This window comes from Cyclobacterium amurskyense (genome assembly GCF_001050135.1).
Classification (GTDB): Bacteria; Bacteroidota; Bacteroidia; order Cytophagales; family Cyclobacteriaceae; genus Cyclobacterium; species Cyclobacterium amurskyense.
This window is the reverse complement of the sequence record NZ_CP012040.1, coordinates 2,868,129-2,887,397: the sequence shown is the minus strand read 5'-3', so window position 1 is coordinate 2,887,397 and position 19,269 is coordinate 2,868,129. Positions and strand designations below refer to the sequence as shown.

The window sequence follows — 19,269 nt, the reverse complement described above, 5'->3', positions numbered from 1 at the left end:
TTTATTGTTTAATTGTTTCAATTCTACCAGGTTCACGTCTATTTTCCCCAGCTATATTCATCAAATCATCCCCCATATCTGCTCGAACTTCCTCTGCCAATAATGACAGTTCGGCAACAATATGGGGATTTTCTTTTTTGACATCGTAGCGTTCTCCAGGATCCCTTCGTAAATCATAAAGCGCCAAATCTGTTTCTACCTGCCTTGTCTCACCATTTACCCCTTCTCTACCTGGTGTAGAAAGGCCATAAGTACGATGGGAATGTGGAAAAACTAGTTTCCAATGGCCTTTCCTAATGGCTTCTAAAGCATTTTGCTGATAATAATAACTAAATGTTTCACGAGGATTGGCATCAGGTACATTCTCCCATAAATCAAGGATGCTTATCCCATCGATCTTTCTATCAGGTAAGGACACATTCAAAATCTCAGCAAAAGTCGGAAAAAAATCAATGGTAGCTGCTAATTTATTGTTTATGGTACCAGCAGGTATTCTCTTTGGCCATTTTACAATACAAGGAACACGCTGTCCCCCTTCGAAACTGGTACCTTTCCCTTCTCTTAACCCACCAGCAGATCCTGCATGCTCACCAAAGTTTAGCCAGGGGCCATTATTATCATTTACTGATTAATTAGTGGCGAGTACTCCCCCAAACTTCTAACGGAAAGTAGAAAACCTATTAGATGATCCAATTTTAATCTTAAAAATGGGCAAATTAATCATCCTTTACAAAAGAAATCTTGAAGAAATAACCCCGATGTTGATAAAGTGCTTAAGCGTGTAAATCAACAATGAATCCAAGTGCACCATATCGGGGTAGAAGTTACCTAAACTCACACTAGAATGTACCTCCAAATGGGAAGTGTTCTACATGTTGATTTTTAAAAAGCTTTAACAGCAATTTAAATTGGAAAAAAACTAGATTTATTTTTGCAACATTAAAATTTAACCCTACATTTGCAATCCAAATCGGGTGATTTACCACTACCAAATGCTTTAAGTGTACTTCATACCGCCAGGTTAATTTGTTGAAAAAAGAATAATTAAGAGGTTAAAAGTAACCTAAAATTAATTTAATATTTTGGGAGTTTAGCTCAGTTGGTTCAGAGCATCTGCCTTACAAGCAGAGGGTCGGGGGTTCGAATCCCTCAACTCCCACATTAAAGTCTTTGAAAGAAAAAGGCTTAACAAAAAATTAAATTGATAACATTTTGGGAGTTTAGCTCAGTTGGTTCAGAGCATTCCGATTTACATCGGAAGGGTCAGGATTTCGAAAAACTTGGGCTAAATTGAAGATTCATTCGGTAAAAGTACCGAGAGATTTGAGTAATTAATAATAAAAATATTGGGAGTTTAGCTCAGTTGGTTCAGAGCATCTGCCTTACAAGCAGAGGGTCGGGGGTTCGAATCCCTCAACTCCCACATCAAGCCTTTATCTAAAAGGCTTTTTTTATTTATGGACTGCCACTTTTATATATTGTTTTCCGCATCCAAAAACCGATATTATATCGGAGCGACCTGCGATGATCTTAAAGAGAGAGTCCGCAAGCATAATTCCAACCATAAGAAAGGCTTTACCGGAACAGTGAATGACTGGAAGGTGGTTTATTCTGAAGACTTTAAAACTAAAGAAGAAGCCTTTTTCAGAGAGCGAGAAGTTAAAAGATGGAAAAGCCGGAAGAAGATTGAGACGCTTATAAGTTCAAAATGACATTTGGTTCAGAGCATTCCGATTTACATCGGAAGGGTCGGGGGTTCGAATCCCTCAACTCCCACATCAAGCCTTTATCTAAAAGGCTTTTTTTATTTATGGACTGCCACTTTTATATATTGTTTTCCGCATCCAAAAACCGATATTATATCGGAGCGACCTGCGATGATCTTAAAGAGAGAGTCCGCAAGCATAATTCCAACCATAAGAAAGGCTTTACCGGAACAGTGAATGACTGGAAGGTGGTTTATTCTGAAGACTTTAAAACTAAAGAAGAAGCCTTTTTCAGAGAGCGAGAAGTTAAAAGATGGAAAAGCCGGAAGAAGATTGAGACGCTTATAAGTTCAAAATGACATTTGGTTCAGAGCATTCCGATTTACATCGGAAGGGTCGGGGGTTCGAATCCCTCAACTCCCACATCAAGCCTTTTTATTAAGGCTTTTTTTATTTAAGGCCTACCACTTTTACATACTGTTCTCAGATCTGGCCTAAAGGCTCATGGATTGGGATGAAATGACTTTCTCTGTTAGTGAAAAATTGAAAGAGAAGAATTTTTAAAGATTACTTTCACCGTCAGGTTTGCTATATTAATTCAAATCAAGTTTATGGTGTACCCTCTTGTTTACCACAGGACTATAGGGGGAAATTTACTTAGTAAAAGCTTTGGTAAATCCCATTTAGCTACTGATCGTTTTCATTTTAGAAAAATCGTTATGTTGCTGTTCATTTTTTTTGACAATCTAAATTAACCAAAGACTTTTAGCAAAAAAAGGCCACCCGATGGGTGGCCTTTACACAGTTCATATATTGATTATTATATCTTCATGAGATTATAAATCCAGCTCATAGTAAGAGCGCTGTCCATTTGGATAAACTCCCAAAATGATTACCTCTTCGCCTTTATAATTTTTAAGGGCTTTGATCACATCTTCACCACTAAGGATTTTGGTTCTACCTATTTTAGTGATAATAAAGCCTTCCTGAACACCAACATCTTTCCATAACTTGTTATCTATAGAGGTAATTGTTGCTCCACCCTCCAATTCAAGCCTTTCTTTATAATCCGCTTTTAAGTCTTCAAATACCACACCTTCAAACTCAGTGATTTTAGGGAGTACCTTAACTACCACCTTGGTATCACCTGAAACATTCTTAAGTGTAGCTGTAGTAGTCATTTCTTTACCATCACGGAGGAATTTAACATTGATTTTGTCACCAGGTCGCTTCCTTGCTACTCTTTCCTGAAGAGAAGAAGTAGTGTAGGTATCTGCTCCATCAATGCCAATGATAATATCGCCTCTTTGCAAACCAGCTTCTTCTCCTCCACTACCTTCTCTAACTTCCTCAACGAACACTCCTCTGTCTGCTTTGATTTCCTCACCTATTGATTCTTGAAGGTCTGCATTTACATCCCTAATAACCACGCCTAATAAGCCTCTTTGAACAGCTCCAAATTCCAAAAGATCATCCATCACCTTTTTAGCAATGCTACTTGGAACTGCAAAAGAATATCCGCTAAAGCCACCAGTTCTGGAGGCTATGGCTGTATTGATACCAATAATTTCACCATTAAGATTTACCAAAGGACCTCCTGAGTTGCCAGGGTTTACAGCAGCATCCGTTTGAATAAAGGACTCAACTTGTAAATTACTCTCATCTCTAAGAATTCCAATATTTCTTGATTTTGCACTTATAATACCCGCAGTGACCGTTGAATTCAATTCATATGGATTACCTACTGCCAAAACCCATTCTCCAATTTGAGCCTGATCAGAGGAACCAAAAGGAATAAAAGGTAAATTATTAGCTTCAATCTTTAATAAAGCAAGATCTGTTGTTGGATCTGTACCGATAACCCTGGCCGTAAACCTTCTATTGTCTTCCAATGTAATTTCTACCTTGGAGGCATTCTCAATTACGTGATTATTGGTTACGATATATCCATCTTCAGAGATAATTGCACCAGAACCTGTACTTCTGCCTTCTCTAGGCTTAGACTCGCCTCTAGGGGACCTGAAGCCAAATAACTCCTCCATTGGGTCTACCCCTTGCTGGCTTCTACTCATCGTCACTGTACTCCTGACATGAACAACAGCTGGCGTTACCTGGGCTGCTGAAGCCACAAAATTAATCCCTTCTGGAACCACAAACTTGTCATCATTAAGCCAATTCACCAAACTGGTATTTTGCTTTTCAGTAAAGTTTGTAGATGATTCTTGATTTGTTTGTAAAAACCCAACACCAAGCACAGCTACTAATCCTCCAATTAAAGAAGCTAGCACGATTCCCAGGAAAAACTGTTTTCTATTCATTGTATACCTTTCTTTTAAATTATATCAATTAACACAAATTTTGTTTCTTATGTTACTTCTAAAACGATGCCAATTGGAAATTAGGTTTGCTATTTAACAGCATTTAACAAAAAAAGAAAAATTTCTTTTAATTTATTCTTAAATAAGTACTAATTACCAAATAAACAATACATTCATCGTAACTAAGACTGCTATCCTGCCACTTTTAAACAACAATTTGTCATAAGAAAAAGTTAAATTAATCTGAATTTAATTTCCAAGACCTATTAATAATGCCTCCACAGTAACTCAATGAGGTTTTAGACTAGTTAATTCTATTATAGAATTACCATTGTAAATCATTACAAACTAAGTAGCACTCACCAGCTAAACAAAAAAAGCTATTCTGAATGGCTTCTGAATAGCTTTTTTTTAAGTCTGTTAAAAGTTCCCAGTTTAGGTTAGCCCTTATTATCCATGGATCCAGATCAAAATGCCCGATCAACACCTTTAATATATTAATCGTGCACCACCAAAACCTAGCTCCTTACTTTTTAATTATTGACTTGAAGGTCAGCCCCTGTGGTTGACTTTTGCTGTTGGGGAAGATCAAACTAAAGAGGAATCCAATTATCACACAACTCAATACTCCTATAGCTCCATAGAGGTATCCATTAACATCTGTGAATTTGCTTACCAGAAAAGTAATACCTGCACCTGAAAGAGTGCCAATAATCACCCCAAGAGAATTGGCCCTTTGACTGAAGATCGCTAGAATAAAAACTCCGGCCAAACAGCCTCCAATCATCCCTAATAACTTCTGAAACAAATCAAAGATAAAACCTACCTCAGTAGCTGCAATCCAGACAGCTGTCAAGGTGCCAAAAACACCCATAATTATGGTTATTGTCTTAGCTAATTTCAAGTATTCTCTGTCTTTGAGTCCAGGTTTTATGTATTTGTGGATATCCGTAATATAGGCAGTTGCGATACTGTTCATGCTACTGTCTAGAGATGACATACTCGCAGCAAAGATCCCGGCTATGACCAAGCCTGCAATTCCTATCGGAAGTTCAGCAACAATATAGTAGGGTAAAAGCTCCTCAGGATTAGCGCTACCTATTTTTTCAGGATTGGTAAGGTAGTAGACGAAGAGAACAGTTCCCAAGCCAAAAAACAAAAATATACCTGGAATAGTGATAAGACCATTTGTCCATAAGCTCTTCTCCGCCTCTTTTTCATCTTTCACGGTCAAATACCTCTGAATCACCACTTGATCTGAAGAATAAGGGATTAAATTTAAAAAGAAAAAGCCTATAATGGCCACCCAAAAAACAAGCTGTGTATAATCCCATGACCAGTCTATAAGCTTAAACTTCTCAAATTCCATTCCCACCTCTATCACAGTAGGAAAACCTCCTTCTATATTGGCTATTGCTATGAAAATGGAAAGAAGCGCTCCCCCTAGCAATACCACAACCTGAATTACATCAGTCCAAATTACAGCTTCCATGCCTCCCATTACGGTATAAATGGTACTGAACACACCCATAATGGCAATGCATAGAAAAATATCCATATTGGTAACCGACGAAATTGCAATGGCAGGAAGATAAAGCACTACTCCCATTCGGGCCAATTGAAGCAAAATAAAGGTCAGACTTCCTAACAAACGAACCCTGATATCAAATCGTAATTCCAAGTATTGATAGGCCGTGGTAATGTTTAGTCTTCTAAAAAAAGGTAGATAATATTTAATGATTAAGGGTACGATCGCTAAAATCATAAATGAACCAACTGCCAAGCGCCAATTGGTGGCATATACGATGACAGGAACTGCCATAAAGGTAATGGCACTTAATTGGGTACCATATATACTCAAGCCTGCGGCCCACCATGGAATTCGCTTTCCGGCAAGGAAATATTCCGTGGTCGTATTTTCTCTTTTGGAAAAATAAAAACCAATTCCGAGCATACAGGCCAAATAAGCCCCTAAGGTAGTCCAATTGGCCCATCCAAATGGGTTTTGCGTCTCTAAAGCCATCACCTTAGGCGACCTAACTCCAGGTCCTTTTTCCCCATTTGGAACTACCCAATAACCTTCCCAATAAGTAGAAGGAGCAGTCACTCTGGATGTACCCTCTGGCATATCTCCCATTTCCACCCATTCCTCAGCATTGGTATTGTAAGCCAGCATTTTATCCAAAAAGCCAGGATGGCTTGCAGGATCTGTATGCAATAAGGTTTTTTCATCCAAACCTCCTGCAATTAAAATATGATCTCCTCCCAGACTGAAAGCCGGTGAAGGTGCTGCGGCAACTCCTCTAGGCAAATCTTCTAATTTCTTCCAAGTCCCTTGATTGGGTAGATCTCCGGGTGTAAACTTATAAGCATCCTTTAGCAATGTTCTGCCTAAACTTTCGTCTGCATTTTTAAACAGCCCAAAACCACTAAAAATATAAAAAGCCTCTTTATGTGAAGCGGCCACGGCTTGGATCCTGGCTTCTCCCGGAAATTGAGGCCCTTCTTCCCACTTCATCTCGCTCCTTTTTTTCTTTAAATCAAGAAAATAAAACTTAGCTTCTGCAAGACCGGTAGGCGTTTTCTGTCCCCCCAACACATAAAACACACCATTCACAATAGTGCCCGTCATGCTCGCCAAAGGCACAGGTAGCTGGGGATAATCATTTTCCAAAACTACTTCTCCATTCCTATAAGTCAGGCTAATAACCAAACTAGTGTGCCCCTGAGCATCATTCCCACCTATTACCCATACCTTATCATTATAACTTCCTGAAACTGAATAAGCGAGAGGTTGAGGTAGCTTTTGCGCGGAAAGTACCCAGCCAGTCTTTTTGCTTTCCATAAAGAAGATCTCCTCATACCATACTTTCTCTCCACCTTCCCAAGGCCTTTTATCTGGAAAGTTAGCTCCTCCACCTACCAATAAGGCACCGTTACTTACTCCGGCAAACATACCCGCAAATCCCTCTTTATCCGGAATGGAAGGTAATTCCTCCCATTTCACTTCTTTACTAACTGCTTGAAAAACTACAAATATTAAAAATAGGCTGACAAATAAGGATTTTTCCAGAGCTGAATTCATTTGACTTTTAATTATTGATTTTTTTTAAAATTAGTGTAGACTTATTGGGTCCCCTTTAGAAGCAGAGTCAAAAGCAGCAAATACTACTTCCATGACTTTTAAAGTCTGCCTACCAGATGCTGCTGGCTCTCTATTTTCTATGATGGCATTCGAAAACTCCTCCCATTGTTGAACCAATGCTTCATTCATCCAATCCTTGGAAAATGAAGCTGGGAGAAGTTGATAATTTTGATCCTTTCCCAAGAAAGCACCTTTGGTATTGTCTATTTTCAAACTCCCTTTATCCCCATTAAAATCAATGCAAATATCATTTACACCATTTTTAAACCCAGAGTAATGCAGGGATGCTTTCTGCCCATTTTTAAAGTCCAGTAAAATTACTCCGCCATCATCTACCTCATCTTCATGAAAAACATTGGTCATTGTAGCGTACACCCGACTAACCTCAGAGGGAATCAATGCACAAAGGGCGTCAAGTTGATGAATGGCTACGGTGAGCAAATACCCGCCCCCGGAGGCCTTCTTCAAATGCCAATCCTTCCGATCTCCATGTTTCCAAAAGGATATTGAGGTCGCTTTGGTCATGAATATTTCACCTATTTCACCTGAAGCGATGCATTTTTTCGCAGCTATAAATGATGGAGAAAATTGGGCTACTTGCCCTATCATTAACTTTACCCCTGATTTTTCACAAGCTTCATAAATGGCTTTACAATCTGAATAGGTTGAAGCCATGGGCTTTTCCAGCAAAATATGCTTACCTGTTGCAGCTGCCTCAAGCGCAATCTGTGTGTGCAAATGGTGAGGAGTAGCTATAAGGACAGCGTCTATTTCTGGGTTATTAATTATCTGATGGTAATCTGTGACTCCCTTGAGTTTGTATTTGTCTGTAAGCAGGGCTAAAGAAGCCGCATCTCTTCTACAAATAACTTTCAAAGACAATGAAGGGATTTTTTCTATGGCCTCAATATGTCTTGAGCTAAAATTCCCTGCGCCTATAATTCCTATACCTATCATTTTCCTTTGGTTCCGTAAATTCAATTCAATGGCATACCTTCTATACCAATATTGATCCTGCTTAACCTACCCGGACCAGGCTCTCCAAAGCCGCCTGTAACCCAAAGATCTCCTCCGCCAAAGCAGAGATTACTGGTAAGAGGAATACCTGAATCATAACTCGCTAACAATACTCCATCTTCCGACAGCACTTGAATGGCCTGCATCCCATAATGAGCAACCCACAGCCTACCGTCTTTATCCATCGCCAAACCGTCCGGAAGATTTCCTGTCTCCTTATTGGTGTCGTTATATGGTAGGGTAGCCATCACGGTCAGGTAATCAGCACTTGACGATGGAAGATTTAGGTTGATTTTAAGTATTCTGTTTTTGTAACTTTCAGCGATATACAAAAGATGGTTTTCTATATTGTAAACAATGCCATTGGGGAAATCTATCCCGGTGGCAACAACCTTAGCATCTCCATTCCAAGCTACAAAATACACATGCCCATTGTCTCTTATTGAATCTGTGAAAAAGAAACCTTGGTCCGTATGCACTGCAATATCATTCGGACAGGTAATTTTCACCCCATCAATTCGATTAGGGGATACTTCTCCTAACAATTTTCCTTTATGGTCATACCTGACTATCCTTCCCGTTAAACTATCACAGAGCAGGTGATCTCCGTTGGCCATGATTGCTTGTCCATTAGGACGTTTTCCTTTGGCCCACAATTTAGGTTCCCCGTCTTGGTAACAGTAGATCCCTTCCCCTGCAAGATCAGTATAATAAAGGAAACCATCTTCGCCAAAGACAGGCCCCTCCGTATAAAAATCCAAGTCCAATATAATTTGCGCTTTGATATTTTTAGGATCAGGGAGTTTATTGTGTAAATGGTTTCCTTCATTCATTAACCTTATATTTTATCCAATGGAAACAATGGTTTTCTACGATGCTTATACGTTAAGCTAGCCATATCTGCTCTGGTCACACCTGGAGTGTTGGCCCTCAATATGGTTTTACAAACCGACTGATAAGCGGCCAATGGTGCGTTGACTCCTTTGGCGACCAATACATCATAAGATGCTGGATCTATATCAAAATGAAGCAATTGCTGAAGACTGAATGGAACAATACGTAAAGAAGTCAACATAATTGTTTGGCCGGATTTACTGGTAACAATGGCTGTTTCCCCCATATTGAAGTTGACTTGCCCACCATGTCTCGGTTCTTTTTCGGTGAATTTCCCATCAACGATTCGCTCCAATTTTACTTCCAAAGACATGGTTTCACCATGTAGTTTGTCTGTTTTTGCACCTATATCTATAGCGTAATAGCCTTCTGGATTAACCGATTTTAATTCAGCGACTGCTTCTGGATCATAAATACATACAAAACCTTTAGTTCCTGGACAGGATTCCAATACTTGAAGCAAGAAGGTACTGTCTGCAGGTGATCCCCCTCCTACATTATCTCCCATATCCAATATCAATAGCGGTTTTTCGGCCTTATCGATATGTGCCGGCAGCTCTTCCAAACCAATTTTCTTTCCAGAAAAATCTTCATGGTTTTTAAGCAAATATTCGTTTAATATCGCCGCTTTATTTTCTGCTAGGTATTTATCATTATTGGTAATCACAATAAAGCTGGTCCCCATTTCTGGAACATCAGCATAAGGAAAACCTAACACTACATTCGATGACAATACCCCTGGATCATCCTGAACCTCTCTTGCAAAGGCAAATAAGGTTTTGCAAGGGTCTGACCCTGTATGCTGCATTTCAATGCTTATTGCCACTTTAGTCTGCAAAAGGACCATTTCTGGCTTGATTTTACCTTTAAGCGTATCCACCATTAAGACAGCCGCAGCTTTTCCTACGTCTCTCTGATCCACATGCGGGTTGGTTTTATAAGCTACAAGCGCATCCACTGCTTTCACCATGGCCTTACTCAAGTTGCAATGTGGGTCTATGGTGCCAATAATAGGCATGTCCTGCCCCAGAATCTCACGAACCATGGTTAACCAATGCCCATCAAAATCCAAATAAGGCACACTTACTCCCGCTCCATGCGGTACAACCATCAAGCCATCTAATGCTGGAGCTTCCTTCACAGTACGCTCCACTTCTTTGATTAAGCGATTAGCTGTTTCTTCCTCAATAATTCCACCTGGAGTGGCTTCTCCATAAAATAAAGGAACAAGCTCTATATCTTCTTCTGCACTTAAGATTTCAACCATTCCTCCAATTTCATGAAAGGCATCTCGATATTCATCAATGAGATCCTGTCCATACATAAGGTGGCCATTTACAAAGTCTTTCCAGGTAGTCTGCTGATCCAAAAAGGTATTGGACTCATGGTAAACACCAACAATACCAATTCGTTTTTTCGAACTATTTGACATAAGCAACTAAGTCTACTTCAAATTTTAAAAGAGTTCCCAAACAACCAATCAAGGTAGTTCTAGCAGGGAAAGGAGCCTGAAAATACTCCTTATAAATGGCGTTAAACTCGGCCAGGTCCTCTTGGTTTCCTACGTAGTTTCTCACCTGAACCACATCACTAAAATCTAACCCAGCTGCAGCTAGAATTTTTTTAGCGTTATCGAATGATCTTCTAACTTCATTTTCAAATGTGTCGTTTACGATTTTCCCATTTTCATCAACAGAAGCCTGGCCAGAAACGAAGACCATATTGTTTACTTTTAATGCCGGAGAAAAAGGCAATGGACTACTTGGAACACCTTCTCCTGAAATAACTTCTTTATTTACCATAATTTCTTAATCGTTTTTCTATCATTTGTTTTACCCTAATTTAACCGGGTGAATTTTAAATACAATTTACAAATCTGATCAGTCATATATTATTTTAAAACCAGATTATACAAATTAATTCTTTATAGGCCTGTCCTGAACTTTTCTCAGGGCCTGCCCTGAATTTTTATCAGGAAAATGATAAAACCACATGAGAACCAGACTATATATCTGATTCTCATGAGATTTCACCATGTATTAGGAGCTATACCCTAATTCGAGTTTAAGCACCTATTTTTGCTGCTTTTACAACTCTATCAATCAATTCTTCCACCTTCTTGTCTTCCCAGACTTTATTGGTATTACCTACTGGCGCTATAGAAGCCCCAATATCCACTCCATACCTCATTTGAATAGCTTGTCTAAAGAAAGTCCAGATATTTGGTAAGGTTTCAGCAATTACCTCCTGAAAAACCAGCATGAAGTCTGTTGCCAATGCCACATCCCCTTTTATAAATGCATCTCGAACATGCTTACACTCAGGTTCGAAAACATTATAATAAGAGCCAATAGCACCATTTGTACCACATAAGACTGCATGGCACATCAATTCATCTGCTCCACTAAAAAGCACCAACTTACCTTTTGAACTGTAAGAGATGGTACTTATCTCCAGAAGGTTATTTGTAGTCAATTTCATACCTACCATATTAGGCATCTTGAGTAATTTATTTACAAAACCACCCAAACCATCTGAAAAGCTGGTAGACCCCAATTGGTAAGGAAAGAAAGGCAAATCCGTAGCCGTAGCAATAGACTCATAATGTGTTAATGCCATCCCTGAGCTTCCGTCAGTAGGACCGTAATATACAGGCGCAACAGAGGAAATACCATCAACTTTACACTGAGCGGCATGCTTGGCTAAACGTACAGACTCTTGTGTGGTCATGGAACCTACTTGTACTATAATCGGCACTCTGCCCGCATTGACATCTGCAGTAATCTCAGTCACTTTGTTTCTGTCAGCTTCACTAAGCAAAAATCCTTGACCTGTTGATCCAAGTAAATACAAACCGTCTACACCCTGAGCTATTAAAACATCTACCCACTTCTCTAATTGCTTAAATTCAGGACGACCATTGCCATCCATTGGAGTAAGCATCGCTGGCCATACCCCTTTCAGATTTTCATACATATTGATTTCTTTAACTATTTAATTGCAAAATATTGATCCATTTCTCTATAACTACTTAAATAACTCACTGGATTTTGGACAATCAAATTGTCAGTGGCTTCGGGATCTTTAAATCCACTTCCAGAAACGATACATACTGCATTGGCATTTTTGTCCAGTTCACCGGAGGCAATCGCCTTCATGCATCCTGCCAAAGCTACCGCACCAGCAGGCTCTGTATATATCCCTTCTTTAATCGCCAATAATCGCTGACATTCAAAGGTTTCTTCATCACTCACCAAGAAACCATTCCCTCCACTTGCCTTACATTCCATTAATGTCTCTGTACCGTCGATTACATTGGCTACCTGAAGCCCACTCACTTTAGTGGTTGCATTTTCTACAGCCTTGGCTTCTTTCAGGCCTTTTCTTAGATTTCCGGCAATCGTATCATTCCCTTCTGGTTGCACACAATGCACTCTCGGAAGTTCAAAGGCTTCATTTTGGTTTTTCCATGACTGAAAGCCTCTGGCAATGGCCAAAGCCAAACCTCCGCCACCTGAGGGAACAAATACATTGCCCACTCTATCTAGGTCTTCTGCCAACTCAAAGCTAATCGTTTGTACGCCTGTCATTCCCACAGGACTGTACTTAAAAGCACTTACTTGTAAGCAAGTATTGTTTTCGACAGCTACTTCACCAAGCTTCTCAAAAATCTTCTCACTTACATCGCTGTTTTTACCGAAGTCTTTGATCACATACAAAGAGGCACCATAAGCCCTCATTTGTTTTAACTTGCCTTCTGGCGCTCCCTCTACTATCGCAATTTTGCAGGGAATACCTGCTGCAGCCGCATAAGCAGCGAGTGCCGCGCCAGTATTCCCACTGGAAGTAGCCAAACACAATTTACCTTGGTTTGCCAAAACATCTGCTATAGCAAAAGCTGCAAAGCGATCTTTGTAGGAGCCTGAAGGATTGGAAGATTCCAGTTTGAAGTAAAGGTTTGGAAAACCCAATTCAGGTCCAATTTGCCTAGATTTAATCAAGGGCGTATTACCCTCCCCCAATGAAAATGGGGCTATTCCTTGGGGTAAATTTAATAACGGTGTGTATTTGCTTATTCCTTTCAAAATTCGTTGGGGAATTGTAGTTTCTTGTTTTTATAACTATTGAAATTATGGGCAAATCCTCCATCGATAACCAATGAAGTCCCATTTACAAATGAGGCATTGTCAGAAGCCAACCAGAAAACGCCGTTGGCAATTTCCTCAGGAGAGGCACTTCGTTGCAATGGTGTCATGTCTTCCATTTCATCCACCAGGCTTTGACTCACATCAATGCCTTCGGTATCTTTGAAATTACTGCTCATGGCTGTGGTTACATTCCCAGGACAAACCGCTACTACTCTGATACCTGATGGCCCATACAAAGCAGCCATTTCATAGGTTAAGCTCAATAGAGCACCTTTTGCAGCAATATAAGCTGGGCTTGAACCTCCTGCTCTTTCTGCCATAACACTGCTCAGATGGACTATTACTCCTCCTTCGCGCCCAGATGCCATCTTTTTTGCAGCCAATTTTGACAGAAACACCGGAGAGGTGAGACAAATCTTTAAGGTCTTTTCCCAATTTTCTCTGGAAATAGTATTCAAAGTCTCGATGGTTCTCCAAGCTGCATTGTTAATTAATACATCTATTTTGCCCCATTTACTATATGTCACTTCCACGATTTCATCCACAAAATCATCTATGGCCAGATCTCCATCCAACACCAATACATTCTCTGGTTTAGAAAGAGAAGCCGCTGCGGCCTGTAATTCATCTTTGTTTTCTGAAACCATGGCAACAAAATCCCCATTGGCAATAAAAGCTTCTGTAATCGCTTTGCCAATGCCTCTGGATGCTCCGGTAACTATTACTACTCTTGGCTTATTTTCAACTTCACTTTTCATTGATTCCTTTTTATTCTATGGGTAAAATACCAGCAAGGGCATCCCCTGCTTTGGCCATGGGTACGGCCCGTTTTAAAAATACCAACCCGGATTTTTGTGCCAGTATAGCTGCTCCTTTTTCCCCACTCTCTCTTAATAGGTAACCCAACTTGTCACCTTTGGTAACAAGGTCTCCTAGATTAACAGTGGCGACAAATAAACCTTCTTCAGGGGCAGGATGCATCACCTGCAAATGCCCACTCCCCGGCTTATCGTCTTCAACAAAATATTTAGGTTTATCGGGGGGGACTTGATTTTCCAACATGCCAAAGTACTTTAAAACATTCAAGCACCCAGACACCAGACTATCCACGCCTTCAGTACGGTAGTCACCACCCCTATACTCAGTATAAATCGCCGGTACATTGGCATCTCTAGCCACTGACAAGGTTCTACCCTCCAATTCAGGACTTGTACCCCAAACAATCGGCAAATTAAAAGCCGTTGCCATGGCTCTCTGCTTTTCCAAAACTTTGGAATCCTGATGCAGCATATATCCAGAAAGGGGAGAAATATCAAACAAGTTGCCTCCCGTATGCATATCAATAAAGAAATCTGCTTTCCTGATCAGCTCACTAATTTCGGTAGCAACTTTTTCTGTAACCGTCCCTTCTGTATTTCCAGGACAAGTCCTGGCAAGATCCAGGTTGTCTTCGCCTACACGTGCTCCTGAAAAATAAGCATTTCTATTGGTAATGGGCACAAGGGTAACTGTACCTGCAATTAGGCTCCCCTGCAACTGATCGATTAATTTCATCACCGCCAATACCGGTTGGTATTCATCCCCATGGACTCCAGCAATTATAAGCCCATTTGGACCTTTTGAAGCCGACTTGATCACATGCGTCGAAAATAATTCAGCCATCCTTTTTATTGATTTCTTAACTTTCTAATTCTAACTATTTCTTGGCTAATTTCCTCCGCCATAAGTGCATGTCCCTTATCATTGGGATGCACCCCGTCCAATAATATTTCTTCCGCTCTATTTTCCTTACCATCATAATAGTCGTAAAACAGCTTGAAATTATCCAACAGACCTGTATGGTATCGTTTAGCCAATTTTTTAACCACTTCTACATATTGTTTCAACCTAACATTCTGGTATTCCGGATATTTTCCTCTTAGTCCATTTGGAGCTATTAAAATCACATCTGCCCCTTGGGCCTGAAGCTCCTTTATCATGAATTTAAGGTTCCGCTTGTACTGCTTTAATGGGATTCTTGATTCTCCATCAGGCCCGGCATTATCTATATGGGCATCATTGGTACCAAAACCTATGATCACCAAGTTTGGATTGTGTGCCAAAACATCCGTTTCGAATCTGTCCATACCATGTTTAATTTTGAATAAATCATGGTCCTCAATACTGCCAGTATGACTTCCAGGAATCCCGGAATTGATCACTTCTACTTCAATTCCTTGCTCTAGGAGAAGTGAAGGCAATCTTTGGGCAAAAACCTGATCTATGGTGCTTCGCGTTGCTGTTATTGAGTTCCCAAATGCGACAATTTTTAGCTTATCCCCCATCGAGGAAAAGGTTTCGATTTCCTTTCCAGAATTGGCCTTAAAAACAGTTTCTACTACCGTCAATGGCAATAACTTTAATAAAAACAATACAACTAATAGGTTCATCTCTGCATTAAATTTATGCTGGCCAGCTATAATATTTCAAGCCTCAATAACATATCGAGTTTCTTAGTCTCCGTAAACCCAATCCAAATCTAAAAGCGTCAATCTGGTCACGGAAAGGCCAGTTCCTGCAGGTCTATCCCCCGCACAATAAGAGAGTAAGACTTCATCATCATTTACGAAATGAATGGCGGTATAGCAATACCAACCATCAGGATCATCCTCCAAAACTTTTTCGCTTTCCCAGGTTTTGCCTTCATCTTTAGAAATGGCAATATTCAGTGGGGTCCTTTTCCCTTTGTACATTCCTTCCTTTACACCATTGTTATTCCAGACCATTAACAGATCCCCTGTTGATGGGATCCTTGCTATGGTAGCTGGAGAGACCGGAGATGAAATATTTGTAGGTTTTGCGGGAGTCCATTTCTTTCCTAAGTTTTTAGAATAGGAGGAATATTGCACACCATCATCAGTACGAATGATCATCATCAGTTTCCCGTTTTTCAGGGCAACCAATCCAGGCTCTTGGAAGACGATATCATATTGGTTTTTCACCTCTTTTCCTGACTTCCAGGTTGCTCCATTGTCATCTGAAAAGTAAGTGAATAACCGTCCCTTTTCGTTGAAATCTTCTCCTTCGGAAGTCCTGTGTAAGGCCACAGGCATTATCAATCTGCCATTTTCCAATTGGAGTACCCTGTTATTATTGAGGACGAAGTATCCTTCTCTATCTGTAATACAGGATGTAGGTGCTGACCAGGTTTGCCCTTCATCTTTAGAAATTCGCATCAAGGGTTTACAATCGCTTATTCCATTTTTACGCGCATAGAACAGTGCGATATTTCCATCCTGAAGCCTAAGTAAAGAAACGGACATGACATTCATTTTCCCATCATTTGGAACGATGGTCCTGTCCTCATCAGTCCATGTTTGACCATCATCTTCAGAATACCTGGCTGCTAAAAAAGCGCTACCAAAATCACTGGCAGAATTGCCCGTAAAATGGGTATATATAAACATGATTCGCCCATCTTTTAAGCGAATAAAATCTCCTTCACTGTTTCGGGGATTGTTCTCCCCTGGATCCAACTGCAAAACAGTTTTTTTATTTTGGGCTTTTAATCTTTGCATGGTGGAAAAACTAAATAACAGGAACAAAATCATAAACCCCTGAACTAATCTTGAACTTAAATCGGCTTTGCTCATCATTTTTTATTTTGCCTTATCCTTCATGATGCTCTTTTTACAAAGAAGAAAAATGAATTGTTTGAATAAAAGATCACTCCAGTAATCTTAGAATTTTTAAAATCAATTAATCTTTGTAAAACCAATCCGTACCAAGCTTGGTTATCTTGGTAACTGAAAGGCCCGTTCCAGCTGGCCTGTTACCCGCACAATAGCCCAATAATACATCATCACCTACAAAATCCATGGCGATATAGCAGTACCAACCATCAGGGTCGTTCTCCAAAGTCTTGTAATTGCTCCATGTTTTACCTTCGTCTTTAGAAATGGCAGCGCTCAATGGTGTCCTAAGCTTTGCTACATCCGGATCTTTTGATAGGTTGTTGTTCCAAACAGCCAATAAGTCTCCTGTACCAGGAATTCTTTCAATTGTGGCAGGAGAAACAGGTGATATTAAGTTGCTTTTTTCCACCTCTGACCAGGTTTTACCTTTGTCCGTGGAATAAGAATAGCATTGAACCCCAGCATCGGTTCTAATTACCATCAAAAGTGAACCATCATTAAGTTCAACCAAACCAGGCTCTTGCAAAACAATTTCTTTTGGGTTAGGTACCAATTCGCTACTTTTCCATGTTTTTCCATTGTCGGTAGAAGAATATGCAAAAAGGTCAGCTCTACCTCTCCATTCCATTCCAGGGCCGGCATGTTTGGCTACCGCTAAAACTAAAGTCCCATCTTCAAGTTGAATAACCCTGTCATTGTTAAGCACAAAATAACCTTCATTGTCAGTAATGCATGCAATAGGGTCTGACCAGGTTTTGGCCTCATCCTTCGAAATTCTCATGTATGGAATACAATCGTCCGTATTGTTTTTCCTCAAATAAAACAGGGCGATATCACCATTTTGCAATCGCAACAAGGAAACTGACATCACATTCATTCCTCCTTCATTTGGTAAAACTTCCACATCCTCTGATGTCCAGGTCTGTCCCTTGTCATCTGAAAAACGTCCAGCCAAATAAGCTGTCGCATGATCACTGGAAGACTCGCCATAATAATGAGAATAGACGAAGAGCATTCTTCCGTCTTTCAACTCAATGAAATCACCTTCACTGTTTCTTGGGTTATTGTCTCCAGGATTGAGGACCAAACTTCCAGGAACGCTTACAATTTCATTTTCAGCCTCATTGGCTTCAGCCGTCTGATCTTCTACAGGCTTACCGCCACAACCATAAGTTACTAAAGCTGCTAAACCCAGCATTTTGATGGCACCACTCAACTTGTTCATCGTCATATTCATATCATTTAGTCGTAAAATTCATCCAAACTTAATTTCCGCACTACTAAAGGTATTTTGTCTTTCAACCCCAATCTTTCTGCCGCCATATAGGCTAGTAATACTTCATTGTCCACAAAAGTGATCGCTGTGTAGCAGAAGAAACCTTCGGGATCATTTTCAAGTACTTTTAGGTGTATCCAACTTTTGCCCTCATCCTTAGATATAGCTGCAGTCAGTGGAGTTCTGAAAGTGGCTGCCTTTTTATCTAAACTTTTATTGTTGTTCCATATCAACAATAGGTCTCCGGTTTTAGGGATTCTTTTTAGAGAGGCCGGAGCTCTCGGGGAGACAATTTTTGATGGTTGCACTTCTTCCCAGCTAAGTCCACTGTCTTTAGATTTACTCATAAATTGTACACCTTGATCTGTTCTTAACCACATCATAATGTCTCCATTTTTTAGCCGTACTACTCCCGGTTCTTGAACTACCACCTCGCCTTTATTGGGCATTTCCTTGCTGCTTTTCCAAGTTATACCATTGTCGTCAGAGTAATAGCAATAAATACTACCACGCATGCTAAAATCAACTCCAGCTGTTTTATGCAAAGAAACAGGTGCCAGAAGTCTTCCGCTAGGAAGCTGAATCACCCTGTCATTGTTCAACACGAAATAACCATCCTTGTCACTGATTACAGAGATAGGTTCTGACCAAGTTTGTGCCTCGTTATTAGAGATTCTAAGTATGGGTTTACAGTCATCCAATGAGTTTTTCCTAGCATAAAAAAGGGCAATTGAACCATTGGCTAACCTTACAAATGAAACAGACATGACATTCATTCCCCCTTCATTGGAAACGATTACCTCATCATTTTTTGTCCAGGTTTTCCCTCCATCTGAGGAATAACGTCCAGCGATTGATCCATTAGCATGGTCACCTGATCCTCCTTCAAATTTAGAATAGGCAAATAAAATCCTTCCGTCTTTCAATTGAATAAAGGCTCCTTCACTATTTCTAGGTGGAAGCCCATCTTTCCCTATATGGAGAACCACTTCTGAAGGGTCCAATAGAACCTGAGCTTCAGAAAAATTCACGAAACTCAGAAGAATAATACCCGCTAATACCAAAAATCTAATTTCTTTCATCAATATTGT

General features: G+C 40.1%; 16 protein-coding genes, 2 tRNA genes and 1 pseudogene. 4 read left to right on the top strand and 15 right to left on the bottom strand.

Annotated features, from left to right (window positions below; all coding sequences use genetic code 11):
- Position 1: 1 nt before the first annotated feature.
- Positions 2-577: pseudogene (locus CA2015_RS11875) on the bottom strand (sulfatase/phosphatase domain-containing protein); the annotation flags it as partial.
- Between the two features lie 507 nt (positions 578-1,084).
- Here CA2015_RS11875 and CA2015_RS11870 point away from each other — a divergent pair.
- The 4 genes from CA2015_RS11870 (at position 1,085) to CA2015_RS11855 (ending at position 2,065) form a co-directional block, all read left to right on the top strand.
- Positions 1,085-1,159, top strand: a tRNA-Val gene (locus CA2015_RS11870).
- Between the two features lie 189 nt (positions 1,160-1,348).
- A tRNA-Val gene (locus tag CA2015_RS11865) sits at positions 1,349-1,423 on the top strand.
- 34 nt (positions 1,424-1,457) lie between these two features.
- The gene (locus tag CA2015_RS11860; protein ID WP_048642110.1) at positions 1,458-1,712 is read left to right on the top strand and encodes a GIY-YIG nuclease family protein; all 255 of its coding nucleotides are present in this window, start codon (positions 1,458-1,460) and stop codon (positions 1,710-1,712) included.
- 98 nt (positions 1,713-1,810) lie between these two features.
- Positions 1,811-2,065 (top strand): GIY-YIG nuclease family protein, encoded by a 255-nt coding sequence (locus CA2015_RS11855; RefSeq protein ID WP_048642110.1) that lies wholly within the window; start codon positions 1,811-1,813, stop codon positions 2,063-2,065.
- A 477-nt stretch (positions 2,066-2,542) separates the two neighbouring features.
- Here CA2015_RS11855 and CA2015_RS11850 read toward each other — a convergent pair whose 3' ends face one another.
- The 14 genes from CA2015_RS11850 to CA2015_RS11785 form a co-directional block, all read right to left on the bottom strand.
- Positions 2,543-4,024 carry a Do family serine endopeptidase gene (locus tag CA2015_RS11850; protein ID WP_048642109.1) on the bottom strand — a complete coding sequence of 494 codons (1,482 nt, stop codon included), beginning with the start codon at positions 4,022-4,024 and terminating at the stop codon, positions 2,543-2,545.
- A 526-nt stretch (positions 4,025-4,550) separates the two neighbouring features.
- Positions 4,551-7,109 (bottom strand): sodium:solute symporter family transporter, encoded by a 2,559-nt coding sequence (locus CA2015_RS11845; protein WP_048642108.1) that lies wholly within the window; start codon positions 7,107-7,109, stop codon positions 4,551-4,553.
- Between the two features lie 30 nt (positions 7,110-7,139).
- Positions 7,140-8,126: a Gfo/Idh/MocA family protein gene (locus tag CA2015_RS11840; protein ID WP_048642107.1), complete on the bottom strand. Its 987-nt coding sequence runs from the start codon at positions 8,124-8,126 to the stop codon at positions 7,140-7,142.
- A gap of 20 nt (positions 8,127-8,146) precedes the next feature.
- Positions 8,147-9,019 (bottom strand): SMP-30/gluconolactonase/LRE family protein, encoded by an 873-nt coding sequence (locus CA2015_RS11835; protein ID WP_048642106.1) that lies wholly within the window; start codon positions 9,017-9,019, stop codon positions 8,147-8,149.
- A 5-nt stretch (positions 9,020-9,024) separates the two neighbouring features.
- Positions 9,025-10,512, bottom strand: coding sequence for a M81 family metallopeptidase (locus CA2015_RS11830; RefSeq protein WP_048642105.1), 1,488 nt, complete (start codon positions 10,510-10,512; stop codon positions 9,025-9,027).
- Positions 10,502-10,882, bottom strand: coding sequence for a RidA family protein (locus CA2015_RS11825; protein ID WP_048642104.1), 381 nt, complete (start codon positions 10,880-10,882; stop codon positions 10,502-10,504). The genes CA2015_RS11830 and CA2015_RS11825 overlap by 11 nt, the downstream gene beginning before the upstream one ends.
- A gap of 262 nt (positions 10,883-11,144) precedes the next feature.
- Entirely contained in the window at positions 11,145-12,056 is a 912-nt protein-coding gene (locus CA2015_RS11820; RefSeq protein ID WP_048642103.1) for a dihydrodipicolinate synthase family protein, read from the bottom strand.
- Between the two features lie 14 nt (positions 12,057-12,070).
- Entirely contained in the window at positions 12,071-13,165 is a 1,095-nt protein-coding gene (locus CA2015_RS11815) for a pyridoxal-phosphate dependent enzyme (RefSeq protein WP_048642102.1), read from the bottom strand.
- The gene (locus tag CA2015_RS11810) at positions 13,162-13,986 is read right to left on the bottom strand and encodes an SDR family NAD(P)-dependent oxidoreductase (protein ID WP_048642101.1); all 825 of its coding nucleotides are present in this window, start codon (positions 13,984-13,986) and stop codon (positions 13,162-13,164) included. Before CA2015_RS11810 ends, CA2015_RS11815 begins: the two co-directional genes overlap by 4 nt.
- Before the next feature lie 10 nt (positions 13,987-13,996).
- Positions 13,997-14,890, bottom strand: coding sequence for a succinylglutamate desuccinylase/aspartoacylase family protein (locus tag CA2015_RS11805; protein WP_048642100.1), 894 nt, complete (start codon positions 14,888-14,890; stop codon positions 13,997-13,999).
- 5 nt (positions 14,891-14,895) lie between these two features.
- On the bottom strand, positions 14,896-15,657 hold the full coding sequence (locus CA2015_RS11800; protein ID WP_048642099.1) for an SGNH/GDSL hydrolase family protein: 762 nt from the start codon (positions 15,655-15,657) through the stop codon (positions 14,896-14,898).
- Between the two features lie 63 nt (positions 15,658-15,720).
- A complete protein-coding gene (locus tag CA2015_RS11795) occupies positions 15,721-16,785 on the bottom strand; it encodes a sialidase family protein (protein ID WP_240477971.1) in 1,065 nt (354 codons plus the stop codon).
- 181 nt (positions 16,786-16,966) lie between these two features.
- On the bottom strand, positions 16,967-18,133 hold the full coding sequence (locus CA2015_RS11790) for a sialidase family protein (RefSeq protein ID WP_053086683.1): 1,167 nt from the start codon (positions 18,131-18,133) through the stop codon (positions 16,967-16,969).
- Between the two features lie 11 nt (positions 18,134-18,144).
- Complete coding sequence (locus CA2015_RS11785) at positions 18,145-19,260, bottom strand: sialidase family protein (protein WP_053086682.1); 1,116 nt, start codon at positions 19,258-19,260, stop codon at positions 18,145-18,147.
- Positions 19,261-19,269 lie beyond the last annotated feature (9 nt).